Origin of the sequence: Candidatus Gorgyraea atricola, assembly GCA_030765235.1 — a bacterium.
GTDB classification, from domain to species: Bacteria; Omnitrophota; Gorgyraeia; order Gorgyraeales; family Gorgyraeaceae; genus Gorgyraea; species Gorgyraea atricola.
Genome location: JAVCCW010000029.1, coordinates 81,990 through 107,645, shown reverse-complemented (window position 1 = coordinate 107,645; position 25,656 = coordinate 81,990). Strand labels below are relative to the sequence as shown.

At 43.8% G+C, this 25,656-nt stretch carries 21 protein-coding genes; 1 reads left to right on the top strand and 20 read right to left on the bottom strand.

What is annotated here, in order from left to right; genetic code table 11:
* Window positions 1-5: 5 nt before the first annotated feature.
* From P9L93_06070 to murJ, 16 genes are all read right to left on the bottom strand, one after another.
* A complete protein-coding gene (locus P9L93_06070) occupies window positions 6-755 on the bottom strand; it encodes an ABC transporter ATP-binding protein (protein ID MDP8230652.1) in 750 nt (249 codons plus the stop codon).
* Window positions 752-1,534, bottom strand: coding sequence for an ABC transporter permease (locus P9L93_06065; protein ID MDP8230651.1), 783 nt, complete (start codon window positions 1,532-1,534; stop codon window positions 752-754). The genes P9L93_06070 and P9L93_06065 overlap by 4 nt, the downstream gene beginning before the upstream one ends.
* 10 nt (window positions 1,535-1,544) lie before the next feature.
* Complete coding sequence (locus P9L93_06060) at window positions 1,545-2,636, bottom strand: hypothetical protein (GenBank protein ID MDP8230650.1); 1,092 nt, start codon at window positions 2,634-2,636, stop codon at window positions 1,545-1,547.
* Window positions 2,636-5,089, bottom strand: coding sequence for an ATP-dependent Clp protease ATP-binding subunit (locus P9L93_06055; protein MDP8230649.1), 2,454 nt, complete (start codon window positions 5,087-5,089; stop codon window positions 2,636-2,638). The genes P9L93_06060 and P9L93_06055 overlap by 1 nt, the downstream gene beginning before the upstream one ends.
* A gap of 14 nt (window positions 5,090-5,103) precedes the next feature.
* Complete coding sequence (locus tag P9L93_06050; protein ID MDP8230648.1) at window positions 5,104-6,153, bottom strand: protein arginine kinase; 1,050 nt, start codon at window positions 6,151-6,153, stop codon at window positions 5,104-5,106.
* A 123-nt stretch (window positions 6,154-6,276) separates the two neighbouring features.
* Window positions 6,277-6,789 (bottom strand): UvrB/UvrC motif-containing protein, encoded by a 513-nt coding sequence (locus P9L93_06045; GenBank protein ID MDP8230647.1) that lies wholly within the window; start codon window positions 6,787-6,789, stop codon window positions 6,277-6,279.
* 14 nt (window positions 6,790-6,803) lie between these two features.
* Window positions 6,804-7,676, bottom strand: coding sequence for a branched-chain-amino-acid transaminase (gene ilvE, locus P9L93_06040; protein ID MDP8230646.1), 873 nt, complete (start codon window positions 7,674-7,676; stop codon window positions 6,804-6,806).
* Window positions 7,670-8,338, bottom strand: coding sequence for an ABC transporter ATP-binding protein (locus P9L93_06035; protein ID MDP8230645.1), 669 nt, complete (start codon window positions 8,336-8,338; stop codon window positions 7,670-7,672). Before P9L93_06035 ends, ilvE begins: the two co-directional genes overlap by 7 nt.
* Window positions 8,339-8,378: 40 nt before the next feature.
* The gene (locus P9L93_06030) at window positions 8,379-9,557 is read right to left on the bottom strand and encodes a lipoprotein-releasing ABC transporter permease subunit (GenBank protein MDP8230644.1); all 1,179 of its coding nucleotides are present in this window, start codon (window positions 9,555-9,557) and stop codon (window positions 8,379-8,381) included.
* Window position 9,558: 1 nt separating this feature from the next.
* Window positions 9,559-11,001 carry a lysine--tRNA ligase gene (gene lysS / locus P9L93_06025; GenBank protein ID MDP8230643.1) on the bottom strand — a complete coding sequence of 481 codons (1,443 nt, stop codon included), beginning with the start codon at window positions 10,999-11,001 and terminating at the stop codon, window positions 9,559-9,561.
* Between the two features lie 121 nt (window positions 11,002-11,122).
* On the bottom strand, window positions 11,123-12,745 hold the full coding sequence (locus P9L93_06020) for a DnaJ domain-containing protein (GenBank protein MDP8230642.1): 1,623 nt from the start codon (window positions 12,743-12,745) through the stop codon (window positions 11,123-11,125).
* Between the two features lie 151 nt (window positions 12,746-12,896).
* Entirely contained in the window at window positions 12,897-14,291 is a 1,395-nt protein-coding gene (gene lnt / locus P9L93_06015) for an apolipoprotein N-acyltransferase (GenBank protein ID MDP8230641.1), read from the bottom strand.
* Window positions 14,292-14,435: 144 nt separating this feature from the next.
* Window positions 14,436-17,183, bottom strand: coding sequence for a preprotein translocase subunit SecA (gene secA, locus P9L93_06010; GenBank protein MDP8230640.1), 2,748 nt, complete (start codon window positions 17,181-17,183; stop codon window positions 14,436-14,438).
* Window position 17,184: 1 nt separating this feature from the next.
* Entirely contained in the window at window positions 17,185-18,282 is a 1,098-nt protein-coding gene (prfB, locus tag P9L93_06005; GenBank protein MDP8230639.1) for a peptide chain release factor 2, read from the bottom strand.
* 164 nt (window positions 18,283-18,446) lie between these two features.
* Window positions 18,447-19,691 (bottom strand): excinuclease ABC subunit UvrC, encoded by a 1,245-nt coding sequence (gene uvrC, locus P9L93_06000; GenBank protein ID MDP8230638.1) that lies wholly within the window; start codon window positions 19,689-19,691, stop codon window positions 18,447-18,449.
* Window positions 19,670-21,193: a murein biosynthesis integral membrane protein MurJ gene (gene murJ, locus P9L93_05995; protein MDP8230637.1), complete on the bottom strand. Its 1,524-nt coding sequence runs from the start codon at window positions 21,191-21,193 to the stop codon at window positions 19,670-19,672. Before murJ ends, uvrC begins: the two co-directional genes overlap by 22 nt.
* Before the next feature lie 43 nt (window positions 21,194-21,236).
* Here murJ and rpsT point away from each other — a divergent pair, with 43 nt between their 5' ends.
* Window positions 21,237-21,500 carry a 30S ribosomal protein S20 gene (rpsT, locus tag P9L93_05990; GenBank protein MDP8230636.1) on the top strand — a complete coding sequence of 88 codons (264 nt, stop codon included), beginning with the start codon at window positions 21,237-21,239 and terminating at the stop codon, window positions 21,498-21,500.
* 68 nt (window positions 21,501-21,568) lie between these two features.
* Here the strand turns inward: rpsT and holA are convergent, their stop codons facing one another.
* The 4 genes from holA to P9L93_05970 all read right to left on the bottom strand — a co-directional run bounded on the left by holA (window position 21,569) and on the right by P9L93_05970 (window position 25,654).
* Window positions 21,569-22,528: a DNA polymerase III subunit delta gene (gene holA, locus P9L93_05985; GenBank protein ID MDP8230635.1), complete on the bottom strand. Its 960-nt coding sequence runs from the start codon at window positions 22,526-22,528 to the stop codon at window positions 21,569-21,571.
* 6 nt (window positions 22,529-22,534) lie between these two features.
* Complete coding sequence (gene lptE, locus P9L93_05980; protein MDP8230634.1) at window positions 22,535-23,080, bottom strand: LPS assembly lipoprotein LptE; 546 nt, start codon at window positions 23,078-23,080, stop codon at window positions 22,535-22,537.
* Entirely contained in the window at window positions 23,064-24,008 is a 945-nt protein-coding gene (gene bamD, locus P9L93_05975) for an outer membrane protein assembly factor BamD (GenBank protein ID MDP8230633.1), read from the bottom strand. Before bamD ends, lptE begins: the two co-directional genes overlap by 17 nt.
* 89 nt (window positions 24,009-24,097) lie before the next feature.
* Entirely contained in the window at window positions 24,098-25,654 is a 1,557-nt protein-coding gene (locus P9L93_05970) for a ComEC/Rec2 family competence protein (GenBank protein MDP8230632.1), read from the bottom strand.
* Window positions 25,655-25,656: the final 2 nt, after the last annotated feature.

The window sequence follows — 25,656 nt, the reverse complement described above, 5'->3', positions numbered from 1 at the left end:
CCTTATTATCTTCCGTCTGTAATTGGCCCTTTTGAAGCGCCTGTTATAAATTGTTTTACCAATGGATCTTTTGTATTTTTAATCTCCTTAGGCGTTCCTACCTCAACGATCTTTCCGTGATATAACATAGCGACCCTGGTCCCTACCTTATAAGCGCTAACCATGTCATGAGTGACCACGATAGAGGTCACCTTTAATTTATTGGTCAGATCTATAATAAGATTATTTATGGCATCGGCCATTACTGGATCCAGACCCGTTGTAGGTTCGTCATATAGAATAATCTTAGGCTCATTGCATATAGCCCTTGCAAGGCCCACACGTTTTTTCATGCCGCCGCTCAGCTCAGCAGGCATGAGATTCTCTATGCCGGAAAGGCCCACTAAATGCAATGCCTTTGCAACCTTTTCGCGCACCTGATACTCAGGCATGTCAGTGTGTTCCCTGAGGGCAAAGCCCACATTCCCGCCCACAGTCATTGAATCAAAAAGCGCTGCGCCCTGAAAGAGCATACCGAAATCCATCCTTAACTTGTCCAGTTCCTTTGCTTCCATCTTGCAAACATCACTATCGTCTATAATAACCTGCCCAAACTCGGGCTTAAGGATCCCTATCATGTGCTTTAAGAGAACACTCTTACCGCAGCCAGAACGGCCTATAATAACCATGGTCTCGCCAGACTTGATAATAAGATTCAGATTATCAAGGACTCTATTTCCGCCGAATGATTTTGTTAAATTAATTATCTCTATCATGGGAACATGAAATAAAACAGCGCTGTAAACAAGCAATCCGCTGCTATTATTAAAATGAATGACGTGACAACAGAAAGCGTCGTGGATTTACCCACGCCTTCAGCGCCACCCTCTGTCCTAAAACCCTCGTAACACGAAATTATGCATATAATAACCGCAAATACCAGCGACTTAAAAAGGCCTGAAAACACATCCTTAAACATAAGCGGATCAAATGTCATTTTTACATAAATAGTAGGGCCTATCAGCAGCTTATACACACCTATAAGATATCCGCCCGCTATACCTATAAAATCTGAATATATCGTCAATATAGGCAGCATAATACAGAGCGCCAGAAATCGCGGCACAACAAGATATTTCACAGGATTTGCCGCAAGTGTCTCGAGCGCATCGATCTGCTCGGTCACCTTCATTGTGCCAAGCTCAGCTGTAATGCTCGCGCCGACCCTGCCCGCGATCACAAGTGCTGTCAAAACCGGACCCAGCTCCCTCACTACTGAAAGCGCCACAAGGCTCGATATATACATCTGCGCGTCCATCTTGGTAAGCTGGTACGCGCTTTGAAGCGCCAGCACCATACCAGTAAAAAGAGAGACTAGAAACACGATCGGAAAACTCAGCACACCTATATTGTACATGTGTTCGAATATCTCTTTCCTCCTAAAAGGCGGCCTGAATAAATGAAAGAGCGTAGAGACCAAAAGATGAAACACCCCGCCTATGTATATGAAAAAGTTCACTGTATTGTGACCGAGCCGTTTTATCATTTTCTTCATATCGTCTCCATCAAAACTTCACGCTATGCTCTACTCCAAGAAATTCCTCGTCTTCCTTGAGTTTCATCTTTAGATTCTGCAGTCCCATCTTATATTCCAGACTCATCTCTTCTGGATTTTCTCTATCCTGATATGTGGTGATCGGTTCCCTGCGCATTGTCTTAAACCCCACGCGGACATTTTCGCCAACATCCTTTGACATGGTAAGCTCATCTGTGCCATCCTTGCTTATATCCCAGCCATCCCAGGCTATCGTCTTCATGTCTGACTTGATTCTGAGTCCGTCAAGCAGTCCGCCTTTCGCAATATTTCTCAGATCTATATAACCTTCCATGGTCAGGCTGCTGCTATCCTGATGCAGGCTGGAATCAACTATATTTATCACAGGTCCAAAGCCCTCTAATTTAAGCGTCACAAAGTTATATCCTATAGACCCTATCTTTCCATTTCTGCTCTCAATTATCCCTTCTGAAAAGATATTACCAGCCATATCTCCTTTAATATCAAAGCTGGCGCTCACAATACCAAGCGAAAGACCATGTCCTTTTATCTTCGTGAACTTAGAGATCCTTCTCATGTCTGCCCTGATTACGTCAAGGTGTAGATCTGTCTTAAAAGGTTCTGCCAGGCCTATCGTGCCTTTTAATCGACATGAATTACCCAGGCGCAGCTCTTTGATCTCTAATACATCTCCCTTGATCTCATAAAACACATCAAGCGGCAGCAATTCATTTGAATCCAATGTTATATCTCGGGAAGAAAGCTTTCCTGAAAAACCAGCATCCTCTCCGTTTTCATCCTTAATGATCTGTCCCTTTGTAACAACAGTAGCTGAAACTACTAAATCCTTTATCTTAAGATCCTCTAATCTAAATCTAGAAAATACATAACCATCGTTCAAAAAATCTACATCAAGAAAAGTGCCGCTATTTGTTTCTATATCCTCAGGCACCAACGGCAAATAATGCGCGATGTTACCGAACGGCTCCTCCTGTATGAATATCTTTTCATAAACCCAAGGTGCGATAGAGACGATGGACAGGCCTAATAAAATTAATAACAGGACCGCCCTGAATTTATGCCTTGCAATAACATAGCGCATTATTTGAATACTAATTTCCCGTTCTTAGCGCTGATCTTGATAGGTTTAGACCTGTCAAAGTTTTTGGCAATGATCTCCTCTGCCAGAGGATCTTCCAGCAGTCTCTGTATCGTGCGTTTAAGAGGCCGCGCGCCAAAGATCGGATCAAATCCCTTTTCCACTAATATTTCCTTTGCAGACTTATCTAATTCTACCTCAATATCCTGTTCCTTCAGCCTGTCCTTGACTTCCTTTAATTCTATCTCTACGATCTTATAGAGATCCTGTTTGGTAAGGCCATGGAACACGATAATATCGTCGATCCTGTTTAAAAACTCAGGCTTGAAGGTCTTTTTTACTTCTTCAAGCAGCTTTTCCTTTGTATCATTATAGGTCATTTCCTTTTTCTCTGACTTAAAACCAATGGAGCCCTGTCGTCTGAAGATCTCAGCGCCCACGTTCGAAGTCATGATGAGTATCGTATTCCTAAAATCTACTTTTCTTCCAAAGCTGTCTGTGAGTCTCCCGTCTTCCAGCACCTGAAGAAGGAGATTAAATACATCAGGATGCGCCTTTTCTATCTCATCCAGGAGCACCACAGAATAAGGCCTGCGCCTTACCTTCTCAGTAAGCTGCCCGCCCTCCTCGTATCCAACGTATCCAGGAGGCGCGCCTATAAGACGCGAGACATTGAACTTCTCCATGTACTCTGACATGTCAATCTGTATAAGCGCGTTCTCGTCCCCGAACATAAATTCTGCCAGGACCCTTCCAAGATGCGTCTTTCCCACTCCAGTCGGCCCGAGAAATACAAAAGAGCCTATGGGCCTTTTGGGATTTTTTATGCCTGCGCGTGAACGCCTCACTGCGCGGGCAATAGCAATTATTGCCTCATCCTGTCCGATGATATTCTTGTGAAGCTCGTCTTCCATCCTCAAGAGCCTCTCACCCTCTTTTTGCTCCATCCTCGCTACAGGAATGCCTGTCCATTTCGAAACAATATCCGCTATTAGTTCCTCGTCGACCTTTGGTCTTGCCTCCATCCTGGCCTTTTTCCATTGTTGTTTGGTCTTATCGAGTTTTTTACGGCTCTCTTTTTCTTTATCCCTTAGACCCGCTGCCTTTTCAAAATCCTGGTCCTTTATAGCGGCGTCTTTTTCTTTTTTTATCTCCTCTGCCTTTTCCTCTAACTCCTTTATCTCAGGAGTAGCAGTCATGATAGAGAGCCTTGCCTTTGCGCCAGCCTCATCTATAAGGTCGATTGCCTTATCTGGCAGGAACCTGCCAGCAATATATCTGTCTGAAAACTTACTTGCTGCCTCGACTGCATCATCTGTGATCTCCACTTTATGATGCGCCTCGTATCTATCCCTTAAGCCCTTGAGTATTTCTATGGTCTCAGCCACTGTTGGCGGATCCACCATTATTGTCTGGAATCTACGTTCAAGCGCCGCGTCCTTTTCTATGTGCTTACGGTATTCATCCAGGGTGGTAGCTCCAATGCATTGAATCTCACCTCGTGAAAGCGCTGGCTTCAAGATATTTGACGCGTCTATAGCGCCTTCCGCGCCGCCTGCTCCTACCAATGTATGAAGCTCATCTATAAAGATGATTATATCGTTCGAGCGCTTTATCTCATCCATGATCGCCTTTATTCTTTCTTCAAACTGGCCTCTGTATTTAGTACCAGCGACCATGAGCGCAAGATCCAGGATAATAACCTTTTTATTCTTCAATAGCTCCGGGATATCTCCTTTTATTATCTTCTGCGCAAGGCCCTCCACAATAGCAGTCTTGCCCACGCCTGCCTCGCCGAGCAGTACTGGATTATTCTTTGTGCGCCTTGAAAGTATCTGGATCACCCTTTCGATCTCATTCTGTCTTCCGATTACAGGATCTAATTTATCATCACGCGCGAGCTGCGAAAGGTTTCTGCCAAATGCGTCAAGCGCAGGCGTCTTTGAACTTGATTTTGCGCCTGGTGCGCGGCCTCCAGGACCCTTCTGCTGCTGCGGTCCAGCGCTAAAACCTGGCGTTGCAGAGCCTAAAAGCTCGACCACCTCGCCTCTTACTTTATCAAGATCCACTCCCATATTTAAAAGCACCTGAGAAGCAACACCCTCTCCTTCTCGTATAAGCCCTAACAAAAGATGCTCTGTGCCAATGTAATTATGGCCAAGCGCGCGCGCCTCTTCGCCGGAAAACTCTACTGCCTTTTTTGCCTTTGGCGTAAAAGGTATATCGCCTGATATAACTGTGCTCGGTCCTGGCTTTACAAGCTTTTCTATCTCAAGGCGTATCTGCTGAAGGCTGAGCCCCATCTTCTGGAGCACCACCGCGGCCACACCCTCGCCTTCTCTGACAAGCCCAAGCAGAATATGTTCAGTGCCAATGTAATCATGATTGAATCTCTTTGCTTCTTCCTTTGCAAGTAAGATCACCTTGCGTGCCCGTTCCGTGAATCTGTTAAACATCTTGCGTACCCTCCTTATTTTCCCAGTTTCTCCCTGATCAACTGCGCTCGCCTGACATCCCTCTCATTTGGATTTAGTTTTTTCTTCTCTAACTTTTGAAGATGCGCGGGTTGTATTATTATAAATAATTCATTTATAAGCGCGCGATCCACTTCCTTTATTAAATCAAGGTCAACGCCTAACCTCACAAGCGAGAGAAGATCGATAGTCTCGTTGCTCGATATGATATACGCGTTTTTCAATGTCCCATACGCCCGCCAGACCCTGTCTGCAAGGGCATTTTTATTTTGTGAAACAAGCGATTCCCTTGCGCTCTGCTCATGGCCTATGATCTGCTTGATGATTCTTTCTATATTATCAATGATATCCTCTTCCGCGTGGCCCAGCGAGACCTGATTCGATATCTGGAAAAAATTTCCACTTGCCTCTGTGCCTTCTCCGTACAGGCCTCTCGCGGTAAGACTGAGTTTAGTGATCGCCTGTAAGACCTTGGCGATCTGCTTTGTCATCACCAGCGACGGAAGATGCAGCATCACTGACGCGCGCATGCCTGTGCCGGTATTTGTCGGGCATGCTGTCAAGTATCCGAAATCCATAGAATACGCGTAATTTAAAGAAGTGCCGAGTTCATTATCAATATCATTGATTATGTGCCAGGCATCTCTAAGGTCAAAACCTGATTTCATGACCTGGATGCGCAAATGATCTTCCTCATTCACCATTATGCTTACGATTTCCCTGTCGCTCACGCAAAGGCCCTTGTTCTCTGCGTCAACAGTATGTTCCTTGCTCATCAGATGTCTTTCCACTAGAAACTGTCTGTCTGTAGAATCTATCTTTCCTATATCCAGGCACAGGGACCCCTTGACTTTCTTTGAAGTTTTTATCGTGTCCCTTGCAGTCTGCCATATTTCTTGCTGTTCTTTTTTGCTCGCCCAGTGCGCAAAAGGATATTTTGCCAGATTCCTTGCCAGCCGTATGCGCGAAGACATCACGATGTCAGAATTCGGCCCGGTACTCCTCAGCCACTCGCCTTGGTTACCTACTAAATCATCTATTTTCATGTGTAAAACCCCCTTAAAATTTCCAATTACCAATTCCCAATTACCAATAAATGACCAATGTCCAATGACCAATTGGAAATTGGGTAATTGGGAATTTATTGGTCATTGGTAATTGGGCATTGGTCATTTCTTCCTGCGTTTCTCTATATCACGGATTTTATCTCGCACCTTAACTGCTTCCTCAAACTCCTCCACCTGTATTGCCTTTTGCAGCTTATCTTTTAGTTCCTGTAATTCATTTTTGCTCTTTACTGACTTTGTTGTCTTTGTCATCTTTTTCGGAGACTTGCCATAATGCTGCGTAGAGCCGTGTATCCTTTTTAGAAGAGGCATAAGCGCCTCTTTGAACGCGGAATAACATTCACCGCAGCCTAATCTTCCTACTTTTTTAAAATCCTCATAGGTAAGGCCGCATCGCGGGCACTTGACCTGCGTCTCACTCTTTGCCTTGGTAAACTGGCCGCTACCTAAGTCTGCAAGGCCGGCTAAAAGATCTGCCAGGCCAAAGTGACTCTCCATCTGCGCGCCTTTTTTCTGCGCGCATTCCTCGCACAGATGAAGCTCTGTCATCTGATCGTCTATGATCTCTGTCAAATGCACTGTTGCCTGAGACTTTTTGCATGTATCACATAACATGAGTAAACCTCCGATTAATATTTCACTCCGTCTTTCTTCGTCAGCTCTCTAAACTCTTTCATTAGCTTCAATGTCATCTTCCCTGGTTTTCCTGCGCCAATGGTCCTCTTCTCAATACTCACAACAGGTATGATCTCAGCTGCTGTGCCTGTTAGGAAACACTCGTCTGCGGTAAAAAGATTGTGCCTTGTAAGCACATCCTCTCTTGCGTCAAAGCCGAGTTTCTTTGCGATACCCATTACCGCGTCCCGCGTAATACCTTTTAAGATCCCAAGATATGCAGGAGGCGTAATAAGAGAATCGCCTTTTACGATAAAAATATTGTCCCCTGTACACTCTGCCACATAGCCTGATGCAGTAAACATAAGCGCTTCTTCGTAGCCGTTATTCACCGCCTCTATCTTAGCCAGGATGTTATTAAGATAGTTTAATGATTTTATCTGCGGATTCAATGCCTCTGGTATATTTCTGGGAGTAGACACTGTAATGATCTTCAAACCCTCTTTATATAGCTTCTCTGGATAAAGCTGGATCTTGTCTGTGATAATAATGATCGAAGCATTTTTGCACTTTCTTGGATCAAGACCCAAGTCGCCAACGCCCCTTGTGACAATAAGTCTGATGTAGGCGTCATCAAGCGAGTTAAGCTTCAATGTATCAATGACCGCCTTTGTCATGTCTTTCTTTGAAAGATTTATCTTCATCATGATCCCATGGGCAGACTCGTAGAGTCTGTCAATATGCTCGTTTAATCTAAAAACCAGTCTGTTATAGGAGCGAATACCCTCAAACACACCATCCCCGTATAAGAGACCATGGTCAAAAACAGAGATCTTCGCATCCTTCTTGTCAAAATACTCGCCATTGATATAGACCTTTGTCATAATATCCTCCCGTCTTGAATTTTAATTATTCTATCTGCCCTTTTTGCGATTTCTTTATCATGTGTGACAATGACAATTGTCGTGCGATTCTTTTTATTAAGTCCAAGTAAAATATCAAGTATCTCTTCGCCCATCTTTGAATCCAGGTTTCCTGTGGGCTCGTCACAGAGAAGTATATCTGGATCATTTATGAGCGCCCGGCCAATTGCTACGCGCTGCTGTTCGCCCCCAGAAAGCTCACTCGGCCTGTGACGCATTCTCTCACCAAGCCCCAACTCTTGCAATAACTTCTTTGTCTTATCGTTGCCCGTTGGCCCGTTGGCCCGTTGGCCCGTCAGCAAGGTCGGCATCAACACATTCTCAAGCGCCGTAAATTCCGGCAACAAGTGATAAAACTGAAATACGAATCCTATTTTCTTATTTCTGATCTCAGCTCTCTTATTGTCTGGCAATGCATATAAATCCTGATTTTCAAAAACCACCTTGCCTGAGCTGGGCCTGTCTATGCCTCCTAATATATGCAAGAGCGTTGACTTGCCAGCGCCTGACGGCCCTACTATTGCCAAGGCCTCGCCCTTCTTGATCTCCAGATCAACATCCTGCAAAACCCGCAGGCCCTTCTTCCCGTTTCTATATATTTTTTGAATCTTTTCAGCTCGCAACATATCAGAAAAAGCCGAGGTCCAGCCTCGGCTTTTTTTCGGATTACTCGTACCTAAGCGCCTCTACTGGTTCCATCCTCGCTGCCTGCCATGCAGGGTACAAGGTGGAGATCAGGCTTATTGCAATTGCTGCTATGATCACAGTCCCTGCGTCCGCTAAATTTAAATTCACAGGAAGCTTATCTATATAGTAAATGTCTCTTGGTAATTTTACAAACTCGTACGTCTTAAGCAAATAACACAGGATAAATCCACCTGCTGCGCCAAGTGCTGTGCCTGTAAATCCTATGAAAAATCCATTCAGCATAAAGATGTTTCTTATCTTGGCATTTGTTGCGCCTATGGATTTTAATATGCCAATGTCTTTTGTCTTCTCCATTACCATCATGATGAGAGTGCTTATTATATTAAAACACGCGACAAGCACGATTAATGCAAGTATTATAAACATGGTTATCTTTTCTAGCTTCAATGCGCTGAAAAGATTCTTGTTTAGATCTGACCAGCTCCTTGCCCAATAGCCAAACCCGATCGCTTCCTGGATCTGGTCTCGTATCGCATCAGCCTTGTGTAGATCATCAACCTTTACGCCTATGCCGCCTGCCAATCCTTCAACTGCGTAAAACTCCTGAGCGCCTTCAATGCTTGTAAAAACCAGATTCATGTCATAGTCAAACATGCCTGAGTTAAATATGCCTGCTATTTTAAAAGGTGTCGGCTTTGGCGTAGCAGCTGAAACAAGAGAAATCTCATCGCCTATACTTAAGTTTAATCTCCACGCAAGCTCCCTGCCAATTACTACACTGTCTTTATCTAACTCAAGCGTACCTACGACTAAATACTTTCCTATATTAGTTACATGTTTTTCTCTCTCAGGGTCTATGCCTCTAAAGATCACACCAGTGACTTTATCTTTTTGCCTGATAAGCGCCTGGCCATTTACAAAAGGCGCGCTAGCTACTACATGCGGCATCTTGTTTATTTCATCTACAAGTTGGTTATAATTCGCGATCCCGCCGTCTTTCTCTATTACAATATGCGAATTCGTGCCCACGATCTTCTCGCGCAGATCATTGTCAAACCCGCTCATAACAGCCAGCACCACAATAAGCGCCATCACACCAACAGCCACACCCATTATCGAGATAAGACTAATAATGGAGATAAACTTCTCCCTGCGCTTTGAAACCAAATATCTAAAACTGATCCACGCTTCTACCAAGTTATTTCTCCGGCTTAAGTTGCGGAAACAATATGACATCCCTGATCGACGGCTGGTTCGCGAGTAACATCACGAGCCTGTCTATGCCTATGCCCAGGCCGCCTGCTGGCGGCATGCCGTATTCCAAGGCCCTGACAAAGTCCTCGTCGATCTTCTTAGTGCCTTCCTGTCCCACAAGCTGTTCCTTGAATCTCTTTTCCTGTTCGATCGGGTCATTCAGCTCTGAATATGCATTCGCTATTTCCATGCCGCCCATAAAAAGCTCAAACCTGTCAGTCAGTAACGGATTATCCTTTTGCTTCTTTGCCAATGGGCACAGCTCAGCAAATAGATCCACGACAAACATCGGCTTATCCTTTGTCTCGGGCTCGAGCATCTCTGAAATTATATTTACGATCTGCGAGCGAGTAACATCCTTTCCCTTGAAATTCATGCCTTTTTTCTTGAGCTTCTTGATCCATTCTTCAGCAGGATCATCAGGATTTATATCAAACTTCTTTTTGATCTCGCTGGCAAAAGACCACCTGGGCCATGGCGTCGATAGATCGATCTCCTGATCTTTAAATTTAATCTTTAGACTCCCCAAAGCCTCTTTTGCGGCAAAGCTCAATATCTCTTCTGTAAGCCGCATCATGCCTTCGCAGTCAGAATAAGCCTGGTAGATCTCAACCATTGTAAACTCAGGATTGTGCCTGATAGAGATGCCCTCGTTCCTGAAGTTTCTATTGAGTTCATAGACCTTATCAAAACCGCCCACCAGCAATCTCTTTAAATGTAATTCCGGCGCCAGTCTCAAATATAAATCAGTATCCAAAGCCTTATGGTGCGTCTTAAATGGCTCACCTGCTGCGCCGCCTGCGAGCGAATGCATCATAGGAGTCTCTACTTCTAAGAATCCTTTTTTATCCAGAAGCTCCCTGATCTTTGATATGATCTTACTGCGAAGCTGAAAGACCTTGCGCACATCTTCATTGACTATCAGATCTACATATCTCTGGCGATACCTGATCTCAACATCCTTTAGACCATGCCATTTCTCAGGAAGCGGCCTCAGCCCCTTAGCAAGAACAGTTATCTCACTGGCATTTATTGTAACCTCTTCAGTGCGCGTCTTAAAAAACTCGCCTTTTACCCCTAATATATCACCTATATCTAATTTCTTAAATATACTATTAAATGTCTCGACTCCGATTATGTTCGCTTTTACATAGATTTGCACTCTTCCGCTGGCATCCCTTAAATCCATAAAAGCACTCTTCCCGTGCTCCCGAAGCGCAGTAATGCGACCAGCAGTCTCGACTTTATCCCCTTCTTTAAACCCCTTAACAAGCTCGTCAATACCCTGCGCCTTATTAAAATGCCTGCCATATACTTCAACACCTATCTCTTTCAAGGCATTAAGCTTATCAATGCGCTGCTTTACAAACTCATTCACATCCTGCATAAAAATACACCCCTTCCTTCTGGGCAATTATATCCTATATGTATTATAGTGTCAATAGAAATAGGTTTGCCCCGTACCGGAGCGAAGCGACTGGTACGGGGGTGGGACTTAAGGTGTGATTTTAATTATCTGTCCGTGCTGCGTCTGCTGTTTCTAATATACTATTCAGCATCTTTTCAGGTGGAAAGGAGAATGGGGTGAAATATCCTCCAGTTTTTCTATGTTGTTGATAGTTATGTTTCTCAATAGCCCAGTCGATTAGATCAACATCTATCTTTACAGCTTTAGCTACAACCTTACGCGGAATAAGGAATACTCTCTTGCCCGTCCTTTTGTCAAAATGAAAAATTACTCCTATATTCTCAGGTCGCTCAAGGTAACTGTTTATTTTCTTTAACTCTGTAGGTTTGAAACTATTTCTCATGAAACGGTCATAACTTTGTCTTTTTTTGGGATCCTTTAAAACTTCATATGCCTCTTTGATCAATTTAAAGACCTTTGCATCTGAATCTTTACCCTGATCAGGATGAAACTGCATTACTAACATGCGATATGCCCTTTTTATCTCGTCAGTAGTGGCATATATGCCTAGCCCTAACCTCTTGTAATAGTCTTTTATTTTATTTCCCATCTTCAACTGCCTCTTGAGCTCGCGGTAAAAAGAGATTTTTTTAGAAGAGTTTTCTCTAGAGACTTCTTTTTTACCGACTTCCCTTTTTGGCTTTTTAGCAACAAAACTTTTACTCCATTCGAATTTCCATTTACCAGCGAATTCTACGCCCTGCTTTTTAATTTTGGCTAGTATGAACTTATGATTTCCCCAGTATTTTACTATTCCATCAGATTCTCTGGAAATTATTTTACAGTTAATATAGCCTTCTTCTTTTTTTAACATAGCAAAAAGTCTTGTTTTGGCTTTGTTAGGATTAACATAGGTTTCCATTAGATAACGTGGTATATAGAGTCTATTTTCTCCCTCTGGTATCAACCGCGGGGATACTACTGCAATAGGCATTTCTCTGGAGACAGTATAATTTTCTAGATAAAAAATGCGCTTCCATTTACCAATAAAATATGCACCGCCTCTCGTTATAATCCCACATGGAATGAACCTATACCTTTCCCAGACTATCACTTTACCATCTTCTCTAGAGAATATTTTAGTAATAATATTGCCTTTTTCTTTTACTATCATCCTCTTGATGTTGGGATATAATCTCATCAGGTAATCCGGTAAGTGTACCTGATTGGTTCTTGGAATAAACGTAGGAAATCTATTTACAAGAGGCATTTCTTCAGCTGTGATATAAGCTTCCATGTTAACGAAAACAAGTTTCCATTTGCCGCTAACATATTTGCCGTATTTACTTTTAAATTTTCCTTTGATGAATTTATGTTTTTCCCAAAGTTTTATTGTGCCATTATCTTCTTTGGAGATTATTTTGGCAATAATATCTTTTCCTTCTTTCTCGACTATGGCAAAAAGTCTTGTCTTGGCCTCGTCGGAATCAACGTATCTTTCTAGTAGATAATCTACCACATAAATACCGTCTGTGTCTGGCATAGGTATAACCTGCCCACTTGTAATTGATATCTCTTCACCTGTGGCATAGTCTTCAGGATTAATTTCTTTATTTGAATTAAGTATTTCTGGCTCATTAAAACGCAAACGCGGCCTCAAGGCAAAACTCTGCCCTTGAGTCAGGAGGGACAATATTATTAAAATCAATATTACTTTTTTCATGATCATCAATTAAAGACTTTTAAATACTTCTTACCATTATACCAAAAAGCCCCTTCCTTGTCAAAGTAACTTTACACTTTTGTGACCCTCGGTAGGCCAGGTTTAAACCTGGCCTACTTTACACTTTTGTGACACATAGAAAAGTGTCAAGTTATCTCAGTTTAACAGTGGAGGTTTTGTGTTTAGAGGTAAATATATCTTCTATGGGGTCGTGGATGCGGCCGTAGGGGTCTATGAAGCAGGAAAAGCCTGTGTTGGCGCAGCGTACGATTGGGACGCGGTTCTCGATTGCGCGGAAGACTGAGCAGGCTGTGTGTTGATAAGGTGCGCCGCTTTTGCCATACCAGGCATCGTTCGTGATTACCACTAGAAACTGCGCGCCTTTCTGGACAAACCGCTTGGCAATGCCAGGAAAGATGTCCTCGAAGCAGATCAGCGTAGCAAATCTATGCTCGATGTTTGCGGCTTGCTGTTCGCCTGTACTAAAATCAAAGATTTTCTGCGGAGAAGGGTATTCGATCTTAAATATCCTGTACTCTTCTCCTGCTGTAAAATGACCCAGTTCGCCGAGCACCAGTCTATGCAAAAAAGGGATTTTGTCTCCAAATGGCACGAATTCGCCAAAAGGCACAAGGTGGAGCTTATCGTATTTGTCTATCACTTCGCCTTTTTTTGAGATAAGCACTGCGCTATTTAAAATATCCAAACCATCTACAGTATTTGCTCCTATTAAAAGCGGGATCTGTATCTTTCTTGCCAGATCAAGGACCTGTTTGGTTTTTTCCTCATCGCTTATAAAAAATCCAGGGAAAGACGTCTCAGGCCAGATTATTAAATCAGGTTCGTCAAATGCTGCGAGCCTGGTTAGATTAAAATATGACTTCATTATCTCGTCACTCGCAAAAGGATCCCATTTAATCTCCTGCGGAATGTTTCCCTGTATAACTGATACTTTAAGACCATCCCCCCATTCCCCCTCATTCTCCCTCATTTTCCCATACCAAAATACCATTGCCAGAACCAAAGCAGATATCACAAGATGTTTTGCTGATCTCTTGAAAAACTTATAGACTGCGACATTCACCATCATCACAAGAAATGAAACACCATAGACTCCTGCAAAATCCGCGATCTGGATTAGATGCAGCTTCTTGTATTGCGAATAGCCCAGCAAGGCCCAGCCAAAACCTGAAAAAAGATGAGACTGTACATATTCAAGAAAAATCCATATTAGCGGTATAAATAAAAGGCTGAAACCTGAAGTATAATAGGTGGCGCGATTGAATAAAAATCCAAAGATCCCGAAATACAGCGCAAGATAGAGACAAAGAATAATAAGTCCAACACCTGTCACATGGTAAAGCCAGTATAAGACACCGAGGTAAAATAAAAACCCGCACAGGTACGAATTCCAAAATGCCTTTTTTGCCGACTTTTTCTGTATTGCAAAAAGGAGCGGGACAAAACCTATAAAAACAAAATAACTCTGATTAAAGTTTGGGAAGGCGAGTATTAGTAGTATGGCAGAGATGATGGTGAGTAGCATATAACTAGTTGTTGTGAGAGTGAGGATGGGTTATGGGTTGTGGGTCGGGTTGTGGGGATGAGTTGTGTGTTTTTTTACTCACAACCCACAACTCATAACTCGACACATAACTCACAACACACCCCCATAACTCACAACTATACCTCATTTCCCACAACACTTCTTATACTTCCTGCCGCTATGGCATGGGCATGGGTCATTTCTGCCGACCTTAGGCTCTTCTCTTTTATGCTGAGTAGGCGGCTCTGGTAGATCTCGCGGTGGCTGTGAAGGAGGAGGCCCTGACATAGGAGCGATCTCATCATGTACGAACTGCTGTGGGAGCGACTGGAACACACCTCGCGAAGAAGTATCTTCGCGCACAGCCTGGACCTTGAACAAAAATTCCAATGTCTCATCCTTGATAGAATCTATCATGCTCATAAACATATCATACCCTTCATGCTGATATTCCACTAATGGATCACGCTGTCCATATGCGCGCAAGCCGATCCCTTCTCGCAGATTATCCATTGCATGAAGATGATCTTTCCATTTTGTATCAATGACCTGGAGCATGAGCATCTTTTCGATATGTCTCAAGAGCCCTGGCGCCATCTTTTTTTCTTTTTCTTCGTACGCGGATTTTACCATTGTGCTCAGTTCATTAAGAATTGTGTCGCTATCTTTGCCTTCGACCATGTCTTCTATATTCTGAAGTCTGATATTAAACTTTGACCGGAACCATTCGCAAAACTCAGCATACTGCCAGTCACTCTTATGCGCCTCAGCATTGAAATAAAGGCCCATTGCGCTATCAATGACTTCCTTTATGATCTCATGGAGATGCTGTTTTATATTTTCACCTGCTAAGACCTTGCGCCGCTCCTCGTATATGACCTCTCTTTGCTTATTCATCACATTGTCATATTCGAGCACGTGTTTTCGTATGTCAAAGTTATGCTGTTCCACTCTTTTCTGCGCGACCTCGATGGCGCGTGAGACAAGAGGGTGCTGTATATCCTGACCCTCTTCTATGCCGAGCTTCTCATATATAGCTGAGATCCTGCCAGAGCCAAAGAGCCGCATCAGGTCATCCTCTAAAGATATGTAAAACTTCGACGAGCCAGGATCGCCCTGCCTGCCTGAACGTCCGCGCAACTGATTATCTACGCGACGGGATTCGTGGCGTTCTGTACCGATTATATGCAGGCCGTCAAGTGAGACAACCTCTTCATGTTCTTTCTTTACCTTTTCTTTTGCCTCGCTCAGCATACCTTTTACTTCATCCTCAGTCACATTCTTCGGGCCCAGGCCTTTTGCCTTTAGCCAGTCACTCACCGTGGATTCAGGATTGCCGCCGAGCAAAATATCTGTGCCGCGGCCAGCCATGTTTGTGGCGATCGTGACTGCCCTGAGCCTGCCTGCCTGCGCGATAATGACTGCCTCCATCTCGTGATATTTCGCATTCAGGACATTATGCGGGATGTTGCGGCGCTTGAGCATCGAGCCCAGGCGTTCTGACTTTTCTATTGAAATAGTACCGACGAGGATCGGGCGGCCTTTTTTGTAAAGTTCTTCGATCTCATTGCAGACTGCGTTGAATTTTTCTTTTTCTGTTTTATAGATGACATCTGGATAATGCGTCCTTATCAATGTCTTATTCGTAGGCACTGCTATTGTGTCTAATTTATAGATGTGGCTGAATTCCTGCGCCTCTGTCATCGCGGTGCCAGTCATGCCAGCGAGCTTTTTGTACATCCTGAAATAATTTTGAAATGTAATGGTGGCGAGTGTCTGGTTTTCTCTTTCTATCTTCAGGCCCTCTTTTGCCTCTACTGCCTGGTGCAGGCCATCTGACCAGCGCCTGCCAGGCATAAGCCTGCCAGTAAATTCGTCGACTATGAGCACCCCTCCTTCTTTCACTACATAGTCCACGTCTTTTTCAAAAAGATTATGCGCCTTTAATGCCTGGATTATGTGGTGACGGTATTCCATGGTGGACATATCGTGCATGTTGGTTATGCCGAGCATCTCAGCGACCTTTGCCTCGCCATCTTCTGTAAGATGCGCGGTGTGCGCCTTTTCGTCCACGATATAGTCATAGCCTGTTGAAAGGTCTATGCCTTTGAATTTCGCGTCGATCTCGTCTTTTTCCAGGATTATGCGGCCTTTTAGACTCGGCACTATTTTATTGCAGGTATAATATTTATCTGTGGATTCTTCTGACGGGCCTGAGATGATAAGCGGGGTGCGCGCCTCATCTATTAGGATGCTATCCACCTCGTCGACGATCGCGTAATTTAGCTCACCCTGCACCATGTTTTCAGCGCGCGCAACCATGTTATCCCTGAGATAATCAAAACCAAATTCATTGTTCGTGCCATAGGCGATGTCACTTCTGTAAGAGATCTGTTTTGCCTCAGGGTCCATGTCGTGCTGGATAACGCCTACGCTAAGCCCAAGAAACTCATACACTGGCCCCATCCATTCTCTGTCGCGACGGGCAAGATAATCATTCACAGTGATGATGTGGACGCCTTTGCCGCTCAGCGCGTTCAGATATGCTGGCAATGTCGCGACAAGAGTTTTTCCTTCACCTGTTGTCATCTCAGCGATCTTTCCCTGATGAAGCGCTACGCCACCCATAAGCTGCACATCAAAATGCCGCATGCCTATGGTGCGCTGACTGACCTCGCGCACTACTGCAAATGCCTCAGGTAGGATCTCGTCGAGTTTTGCGCCGTTTGAAACGCGATTTCGAAACTCGTCTGTTTTTTGGCGCAGTTCAGCGTCGCTAAGCTTCTGCACCTCTGGCTCTAAAGAATTTATCTTATCCACGAGCGGCTGCAGCTTCTTGATCTCCCGCTGATTTTGCGACCCGATGATTTTATTTAATATCCAGTTAGCCATATTACTTTTTAGCTCTCCATTTCAGGAACGCTTCGATAAAGCCATCCAGCTTGCCGTTCATCACTGCATTGACATTCGATGTTTCGTGAGCAGTCCTGTGATCCTTGACCATTGAATATGGATGCATCACGTACGATCTGATCTGACTGCCCCATTCTATCTTCTGCTTCTTGGAATACTCCTTTTCCATTTCTTTTTTCTTTTCTTCTAATTTTACCTCATAGATCCTGGACTTCAAGACCTTCATGGCCATGGCCTTGTTCTTGTGCTGCGAGCGCTCGTTCTGGCATTGCACTACAATATTCGTTGGTAAATGCGTGATCCTAACCGCGGAGTCAGTTACATTCACATGCTGGCCGCCTGCGCCGCTCGAACGATATGTATCGATCCTGAGTTCTGACTCCTTTATATCTACCTCTATATCGTCCTCGAGCTCAGCTATAACATCTACGGATGCAAAAGATGTATGCCGTCTTTTATTTGCGTCAAATGGCGAGATCCTCACAAGCCTGTGCACACCTCTTTCTGATTTAAGGTAACCAAATGCATGAAGACCCGAGACGATCATCACCGCGCTCTTAACACCTGCTTCTTCTCCAGACAGCATGTCAATTATCTGCGTCTTGTATTTGTTTGCCTCGGCCCACATCGAATACATCCTAAGAAGCATGTTCGCCCAGTCGCATGATTCTGTGCCGCCTGCGCCAGCGTGTATGCTAAGGATCGCGTTGCTACTATCGTGCGGCCCGCTCATAAGAGACTTGAATTCCAGTTTATCAATGTCTCTTTCCAGCTTGGCCAGCGACTCCTTTATTTCATTAATAGAGTTCTTATCGTCGCTATCCACCAGCACTATCAATTCGCTCAATTCATCAAATTCTTTCCTGCATTCAAAATAGGGATCGACGATCGCCCGCACCTTCTTAAGTTCCTGGATCACCGGGCGCGCCTTTTCCTGGTTATCCCAGAACCCCTGCTCAGTCATCTTTGCCTCGAGCTTTTTTAGCGAGACTTCGTTCTTGTCAATCGCAAGGTATGCCTTTAGCTCTGAAAGTTTCTTATCTAATTTTTTTAATTTTTCTTTTATCTCTGCTATCATATTCTATGTCTGATATTTTCTTTTCACAACAGTATATACCTTTTTCTCGAACAAAGTCAACGCTTTCATATCACCTAACCACCCCGAGCAGTAGCAGTAGGCCAGGTTTAAACCTGGCCTACTTTACTACTTTACACTTTTCTGTGTATCACAAAAGTGTAAAGTTAGAGGCTTGCTTTCCTATCCCGCAGCTTGTGGTGATACTTGAGCGCGAAGCGGTGGGCTTCGTCACGGATCTGCTGGATAAAGTGCACGATCTGCGAGTCCCTGTTCACATCCAACGGGCTTTTAGCGCCAAGCGTGTATATCTTTTCCTGTTTCTTTGCAATGGATATTATAGGTACATACCTGAGATTCAGCTTCATGAGCTCCCTGTATGCCGCCTGTAAATGACCCTTGCCCCCGTCTATTATGATAAGATCGGGAAACTCCTTGTCTTCCTCCTTGAGCCGCTTGTACCTGCGTCTCACGATTTCCTGGATCATTGCATAGTCGTCTATGTCCTTTACGCTTTTTATCTTGAATTTCCTGTAATTTGATTTATCAGGCTTGCCATTCTTGAAATATACCATCGACCCTGTGGCCTCCTGGCCTGATATATTTGACACGTCAAACGCCTCGACCTTTAAAGGCAGTCTCGGCAGCCGCAAAAGCCTTTTTAGCTTTACCGCGACATCGCCATACCCGCTATATTCCCTGAACTTTTTTCCAGGCACCTCTGAAAGCGCTGCGATCCTGTCGCGGATCATGCACGCATCCTCGAATCTCTCATTCTTTGCTGCGTCCCCCATTCTTTGCTCCAATTCTCTTAAAAGTGTCGCCTTTTTTCCTTCTAGAAACAATACAAGCTGCCTCACGATCTCGCCATACTCCTTTTCGCTGACTTTTTTAACGCACGGTCCTGCGCACTGGCCAATATGATATGACAGGCACACGTGATCCGGCATCTTCTTGCACGTGCGTAGAGGGAAGATGGCCTTCATTACCGCAATCGCCTTGCGCAAAAGCTTCACGCGCGTGTACGGCCCAAAATATCTCGAGCCATCGTCACTCTTTTTCCGCGTAATAACAAGTCGCGGAAACCGCTCACCCGATGTCAATTTCAAAAAAGGAAAACTCTTGTCGTCCTTGAGGTCCACATTATACTTCGGCTTTTTCTCCTTTATGAGATTCGACTCATAGATAAGCGCCTCTTCTTCAGAAGTCGTAGTTATATAATCCAGGTCCTTCACGCGTTCCAATAAATGCATCCGCCTCGCAGTCACAGGCCGATTCTTCTGAAAATAACTTGCGACCCTTTTCGAAAGATCCTTTGCCTTACCTATATAGAGCACCTCACCCCCGGCATCCTTCATCATGTAAATACCAGGCGAGCGCGGTATCTTTTTTAATTTCTCCTTAAGGCCCATTTCAAAAACTCCCTTGTCTCTTTCACGCGAAATACAAACGCGGCTAACATATAACTCACTATACCTATTAATATGACAATAAAAAGATTCAGCCCCATCCGGAACGCGCTAAAATATATCAACCCTGCCATCACTGCGCTCGATGCAAACATCTTCAGAAATGAAGTCACTATCTTCGAATCATCAAACGCGCCGATCTTTTTTCTTAAGGCAAAAAACAGCAGGAAGAAATTAAATATCCCCGATATAGCAGTGGCGAGCGCAAGGCCGCTTATCTTTAAAAAAAACATAAGCATTACTCCCAGCACGACATTTAACACCAAAGATACACTCGCGATCTTTACAGGCGTAAATGTATCCTTCAGCGAATAAAAACACGACACCAGTATCTTGATCCCCGCGTAACTAAAAAGTCCTATTGAATAAAACGCGAGCGCGCCCGCAGTTATGGATGTTGAATATTGTCCAAACATGCCTCTTTGAAACAATACACTGGTTATGGGCCTGGCAAGCACTATCAGGCCAAAAGAGGCAGGCAGCATTATAAAATTCACTGCCCTGAGCGAAAAGGAAAGTGTATCTTTAAGCTTTTCAAGACCCTGCTCAAGCGCCTCCCTGGACATGGTAGGCAATGCTGCCTGCGCAATAGCTATCCCAAATATTGCGAGCGGAAACTGAAAGATCCTGTTCGCATAATAAAGCGCTGCCACGCCTCCCTGCCCTACTATAGACGAAAGTGACGCGAGCATTGTATTGACAAAAATATTTATCTGATATACACACGAGCCGAGTATCCTGGGAGCCAGAAGCGCGCCTATCTTTCTTACAGCCTGGTGATGAAAGCCGCTCCTAAAATTAAAACGGAATCCTTTGGCAAATAAAACAGGTATCTGCACAGCCATCTGCACAACACCGCCTATTAAAACACCTGTTGCAAGCGCTGAAACACTTCCCTGTCTCACGAGCACACATATTATTATCGTCAGGTTCAATATCGCCGGCGCAAACGCTGGCGCTGAGAAATGCTTCAAGGAATTAAGTATGCCCATACCGTAAGCCAGGAGTCCCACGAGTAATACATAGGGAAACATGAAACGCGTCAGATACACTGTAAGCCTTAACTTCTCAGGATCGCTTATAAAACCAGGCGCTATAAGACGCACGATCACTGGCGCAAAGACAATACCTGCCAAAGTCACACCTGTCAGCACGATCAAGACCACGTTCAGCAATACATTGGCCAGATGCCAGAATTCCTCTTTCTTTTTTGTCTCAGAATACTCACTCAAGACCGGAACTACAGCCGCGTTAGTCGCTCCCTCGCCTATGAGATCCCTCAGCATATTTGGTATGCGGAATGCCACCACAAAGGCTTGAGCAAATTTACCGGTGCCAAAGAATCGCGCGATCAAGATATCGCGCGCAAACCCCAGCACGCGGCTCACCACAGTAGCAAACCCTATGATCCCGGCTGATTTAAGTATATGCTTTTTCGTTGACATATGCGTCCTATTATGTTATCTTATCTTACACTAAAAAGGAGAAATGATGCCAATACTACATGCTGCTTACAAGAGTATCAAGGTAACCAAAAGAAGGACCGCGCGGAATCTGTCTATAAAGTCTCTTTTAAAGACTGAGACAAAGAAATTTATAGATCTTGTGTCTGCAAAAAAACTGGATGAGGCAAAGAAACAGCTCAATGTCCTCATCTCAACGCTCGACAGGGCAAGTTCAAAAGGCATTATCCACAAGAACACTGCCTCGCGCAAAATTGCCCGTCTCTCAAAAAAGCTAAAAACCGCTTAACTTTACTTGGCAAGGCTGGACCTCGGCTTTTTTTAAAAAAAGCCGAGGTCCAGCCTTGCCAAGTAAAGTTAGATACACATCCTTACGATTAATCTCTCTATCACAGCGCCAGGAGAAGTGCCTGTTTTTATAGCAAGGTCTGAGCGGAGTATCTCGTCCAGCAGCGCGAGGATCTCTTTTTTCTTCAGCATAGACGCGTGACGCAGGATCCTCTCAAATACCCTTGGGCTCAGGTCAAGATCCTGACGCATCTCCATATTATTCTTGATCCTGAAAAGCTCCTTTATCCTTAAAAGCATCCTCGCATTCCATGCCAAAAGCCCTAAAAGCTCTGTTTCCCTTTTCTTGTCTCTCTTAAGAGTAGAAAATATACGCAGCGCTCTTTTAGCATCCTTCTCTCCTATAGCATCTATAAGATCAAAGGCAGTATGCGAAGGGCTCACTCCTACAATATTCTCAATATCCTGCTTTTTTATCAATGGCCTCTTGCCAACATAGAGGATTATGTTATCCATATTGGAAGAGATCACCCTGAGATCATTCGGCAGGTTTTCTTTTATTGCGTCAATGGCCTCTGTGGAGATCTTTTTGCCGGCAAGGCCTGCTCTTTTAACAAGCCATGTATTGATGCTAGAGTCTGTCAGCTTCCTGTGATAGATCAGGTGCGCGGCCTTTGAGGCCTTTAAAAGAAAATCACCCTTTATTGCAGGCAGATCGCTTTCAATAACAAAAACAGAGCTTTCCCTCGGACTCTCCAGATAAGAAAGGATCGATGTCTTTGCGGATACGGTTACAGAATCAGCCTCCTTTAATATCACCAGCCTCCTCTTTGATAAAAACGGCATGGTATCAAGATCGTCAAGCATCTGACTGACGTTAAAATTCTTGTCCTTAGCGTAAAATGTATTGTAGTTAAGATCCTGGGTGTTTTTATCCAAAAGAGTCGACTTCAGTTTCTCGATCGCCTCTTGCTTTAAAAAACCCTCTTCGCCAAGAAAAAGATACGCGGGGAATATTTTGGTGGGCATTTTTTATTACCAGTTCTCAACTACTCTATTAACTACTCTTCTAGCGAGATCCTGCATTGCATCGGTTAAGGCAGCTGTCTCGCTCTTCTGAAGCGTGCCAGTGGTAAAATAAGTCGTATCTCCTGTAATACTATCTTCCTCTATCAACACTTCTCCATTCCTGGAATCTATTAATTTAAAATCACATACCAGGCTTATCCTGTATTCACGCACTTCTTCATTTTGATATCTCAATGGGTCTTTTCTGTATTGCGTGATCTCGCCTGAGAGAATAGCATTTGCGACATTCCCTGAGGCCACCTTTAAATGTCCATCCAGAAACACTCTATTTACGATCTCGTCCCTGAGATCCACTTCGAGATTTGGCCTGTAGACCTCATACTTATCCTTTGCGCTTACCTCTTTTGTTATATCGATCTTGTTTTTGAATATAGCGACCTGAATTGTTTTTATATCGTTCGGAAGGGTGGTTTTCGTGGTGTAGCCACAGCTTGTTAGGGACAAGAGACATGGGACAAGGGACAAGAGATAAAAACTACTTCTTAATCTCATTTAATCTCTCCTGGGCTTTTTTGGCCCACTGCGTATCAGGATAACTTCTAATTATATCCTCATAATATATAACCGCGCTCTCATTCATGCGCCTTGATTCATAAAATTGCGCTACCTTATACCCGTTCTCTGCCTCTCTATTTCTAAGTTTATCAACTATCTCCCTGGCATCCTCTGACATCTCACTTTCAGGATATTTCTCTATGAACTCTTCGAACTCCTCCCTGGCAGCTATTGTAGGCGTTTGATCATATTCAGGCCTTAACGACAATAACTTTGAGCACTCTGCCAGCTGATATCTCGCTGTATCAACAAGTTCAGAATTAGGATATTTATCTATGACCTCTTTGAAGCTCATTATAGCGCTGTCATAATCAGCTATGTCTTTATATGCCTGCCCCGTCTTAAACACTGCCTGGTCCGCGTACTTTCCATATGGAGAAGTATCAGCCACTGCCTTGAATATCTCTATTGCCTTATCCTTGGCCGGCATCTTTAGAGGTCCCAGGATCTGTACTTTTTTGCCAGCCAAAAACATATTACCTATCTTAAATTGTCTCTCGATAACTTCATCCACAAAATCTGTATAAGGGTAAAGGTCTATTACCTTTTGATATGCCTTAAATGCATCGTATGGCTTATCCAGGTCTTCCATGATGCGGCCTACATAATACTGCGCAGAGGGTGCCTCTTTAGCAAGAGAGTAATACTTTATTAACTTCTTGAACTCCTTTAGGGCTAGCTTGTAATTCTTGACCTCGTAGAAACCTATGGCATGCTGCAGCTGCTCCTCAGGCGTATCCTTGGCCGCGTACTTAGGGTTCTCCCACTTGCCGCTCTCAGGCGTCCACACCCAGAAGGCAAACGCCGGCGCCACTAATATATGATATATAAGCAATATTAAAGCTATAATACTTAGTCTCTTCATGTGTTAAATCTTACCACACCTCAATATCAATGTCAACTTAGACCTGTTCAGTAGTGTAGTGTAGGCCAGGTTTAAACCTGGCCTACTGTTTAAAAGGATGCAAAGAAGGTTGTGAGAAAAAAGATCACCTGACACAGAAAATCATTAAGGCCTGCCAGAAGATCTCCTATAAATGGTACCCAGCCCAGCAATAGAAAACTCAGACCGCCTATCAATAATGCAAAAAGGCCAGGTATTATAAAGAGATTAGCGATAATGGCAATGGGTGTCGTGATCTTGAAGTAATACCATATTAAAGGAGCTGTTGCAGCCCACGCTGATATTGAGACTGCCAGAGGTGTATACAAGAATCTCTTTATATAGAAATTCGTCCCCTCCTTCACAAGCCTCATGAATTTGGGCGTAAAGAACAATATAGAAAGAACGGCCGCAAAAGAAAGCTGGAACCCGATATTGGAAATATCCTTAGGATTCCTGACCAATATAAAAAGCGCTGCTGCGCCCAAAGAATTATACACATCCACCTTTTTCCCCAAAAGCATACCTATAAGAAATATAGATGCCATAACCACTGCCCTTACTACTGATGGCCTTGAAAGCGTAAGAAGCGCAAAAAATATCAAAAATATTATTGTTAATCCGTAAGAAAATTCCCTCCTGACCCTCAAGAGCCTAAAAAGATAAAGGATCATAAGCGCAATAATCCCAATATGCAGACCGCTTATTGCCAGGACATGTATAGTACCTGAGTTTTTAAATGAATCCCGAACATGTTTTGGCAATTCTGAGCGATCTCCCAGAAGAATCGCCCTTAAAAAAGCGCCGCTATCCAAAGGCATCTTATCAATGATTTGATTTTTCAGTTTGTCGCGGAGTAAATACGCATATCTCAGGATAGGATTTGATTTGTAATCGTGAGATAGGACAGTAATATTATTCTCTCTTGTGTTTATAAGGGCAAAGATGTTTTGTCGTTCGAGAAATCCTCGGTAATCAAAACTCCTCTTGTCATTGCGAGGCTGCGAAGCCCCGTTCCAAATCTCTGATTTGGAACGGGGCGAAGCAGCCGAAGCAATCTCTTTTTCTTGAGATTGCTTCGCTTCGCTCGCAATGACACTATTGAACGGTCTTTTTATCGTCCCTCTAACAAGCAATCTATCGCCATATTGATAGTCTTTTTCCGTCTGTATCCTTATCTGACTTAATCCGTTAACCGTAAACCGTTCACCGTTCACCAGCATGGCTTCTAAGTCGAATATATACGTCGAGTTAATTTTCCCATAATACGGCTTCCGCGTCAATGCAGGGCTTTTGATAGTGCCGACTATCTCTGTTTTGAGTTTTTCCTCTCCTAAGAAATTGCTGATGTGATTATTCGGAAAGATATTTGAATTGATATACAGAAGCATCGCGAATGAAGCTATTGATAAAAGTAAAAGGATATTTGAGGCTTTTCTTCTCGCCCCATCTACACCGTAGGCCAGGTTTAAACCTGGCCTACGTAGAGTGAGAAGTAAAGACGATAAAATGAAGATTAAACTAACTACGAATACATGCGGAAATAGAACAGAATCAGGCAAAAACTTAGCAATGACAATACCTAATGCAAAGAAAATCGCAATTACAGCAAGCGGACGCTTATTCACAC

What these genes read in the sequence shown, in the direction of transcription:
- P9L93_06070 (MDP8230652.1), bottom strand. Translation starts at nt 755, where the DNA reads ATGATAGAGATAATTAATTTAACAAAATCATTCGGCGGAAATAGAGTC.
- P9L93_06065 (MDP8230651.1), bottom strand. Translation starts at nt 1,534, where the DNA reads ATGAAGAAAATGATAAAACGGCTCGGTCACAATACAGTGAACTTTTTC.
- P9L93_06060 (MDP8230650.1), bottom strand. Translation starts at nt 2,636, where the DNA reads ATGCGCTATGTTATTGCAAGGCATAAATTCAGGGCGGTCCTGTTATTA.
- P9L93_06055 (MDP8230649.1), bottom strand. Translation starts at nt 5,089, where the DNA reads ATGTTTAACAGATTCACGGAACGGGCACGCAAGGTGATCTTACTTGCA.
- P9L93_06050 (MDP8230648.1), bottom strand. Translation starts at nt 6,153, where the DNA reads ATGAAAATAGATGATTTAGTAGGTAACCAAGGCGAGTGGCTGAGGAGT.
- P9L93_06045 (MDP8230647.1), bottom strand. Translation starts at nt 6,789, where the DNA reads ATGTTATGTGATACATGCAAAAAGTCTCAGGCAACAGTGCATTTGACA.
- P9L93_06035 (MDP8230645.1), bottom strand. Translation starts at nt 8,338, where the DNA reads ATGTTGCGAGCTGAAAAGATTCAAAAAATATATAGAAACGGGAAGAAG.
- lysS (MDP8230643.1), bottom strand. Translation starts at nt 11,001, where the DNA reads ATGCAGGATGTGAATGAGTTTGTAAAGCAGCGCATTGATAAGCTTAAT.
- P9L93_06020 (MDP8230642.1), bottom strand. Translation starts at nt 12,745, where the DNA reads ATGAAAAAAGTAATATTGATTTTAATAATATTGTCCCTCCTGACTCAA.
- lnt (MDP8230641.1), bottom strand. Translation starts at nt 14,291, where the DNA reads ATGCTACTCACCATCATCTCTGCCATACTACTAATACTCGCCTTCCCA.
- secA (MDP8230640.1), bottom strand. Translation starts at nt 17,183, where the DNA reads ATGGCTAACTGGATATTAAATAAAATCATCGGGTCGCAAAATCAGCGG.
- prfB (MDP8230639.1), bottom strand. Translation starts at nt 18,282, where the DNA reads ATGATAGCAGAGATAAAAGAAAAATTAAAAAAATTAGATAAGAAACTT.
- uvrC (MDP8230638.1), bottom strand. Translation starts at nt 19,691, where the DNA reads ATGGGCCTTAAGGAGAAATTAAAAAAGATACCGCGCTCGCCTGGTATT.
- murJ (MDP8230637.1), bottom strand. Translation starts at nt 21,193, where the DNA reads ATGTCAACGAAAAAGCATATACTTAAATCAGCCGGGATCATAGGGTTT.
- rpsT (MDP8230636.1), top strand. Translation starts at nt 21,237, where the DNA reads ATGATGCCAATACTACATGCTGCTTACAAGAGTATCAAGGTAACCAAA.
- holA (MDP8230635.1), bottom strand. Translation starts at nt 22,528, where the DNA reads ATGCCCACCAAAATATTCCCCGCGTATCTTTTTCTTGGCGAAGAGGGT.
- lptE (MDP8230634.1), bottom strand. Translation starts at nt 23,080, where the DNA reads ATGAGATTAAGAAGTAGTTTTTATCTCTTGTCCCTTGTCCCATGTCTC.
- bamD (MDP8230633.1), bottom strand. Translation starts at nt 24,008, where the DNA reads ATGAAGAGACTAAGTATTATAGCTTTAATATTGCTTATATATCATATA.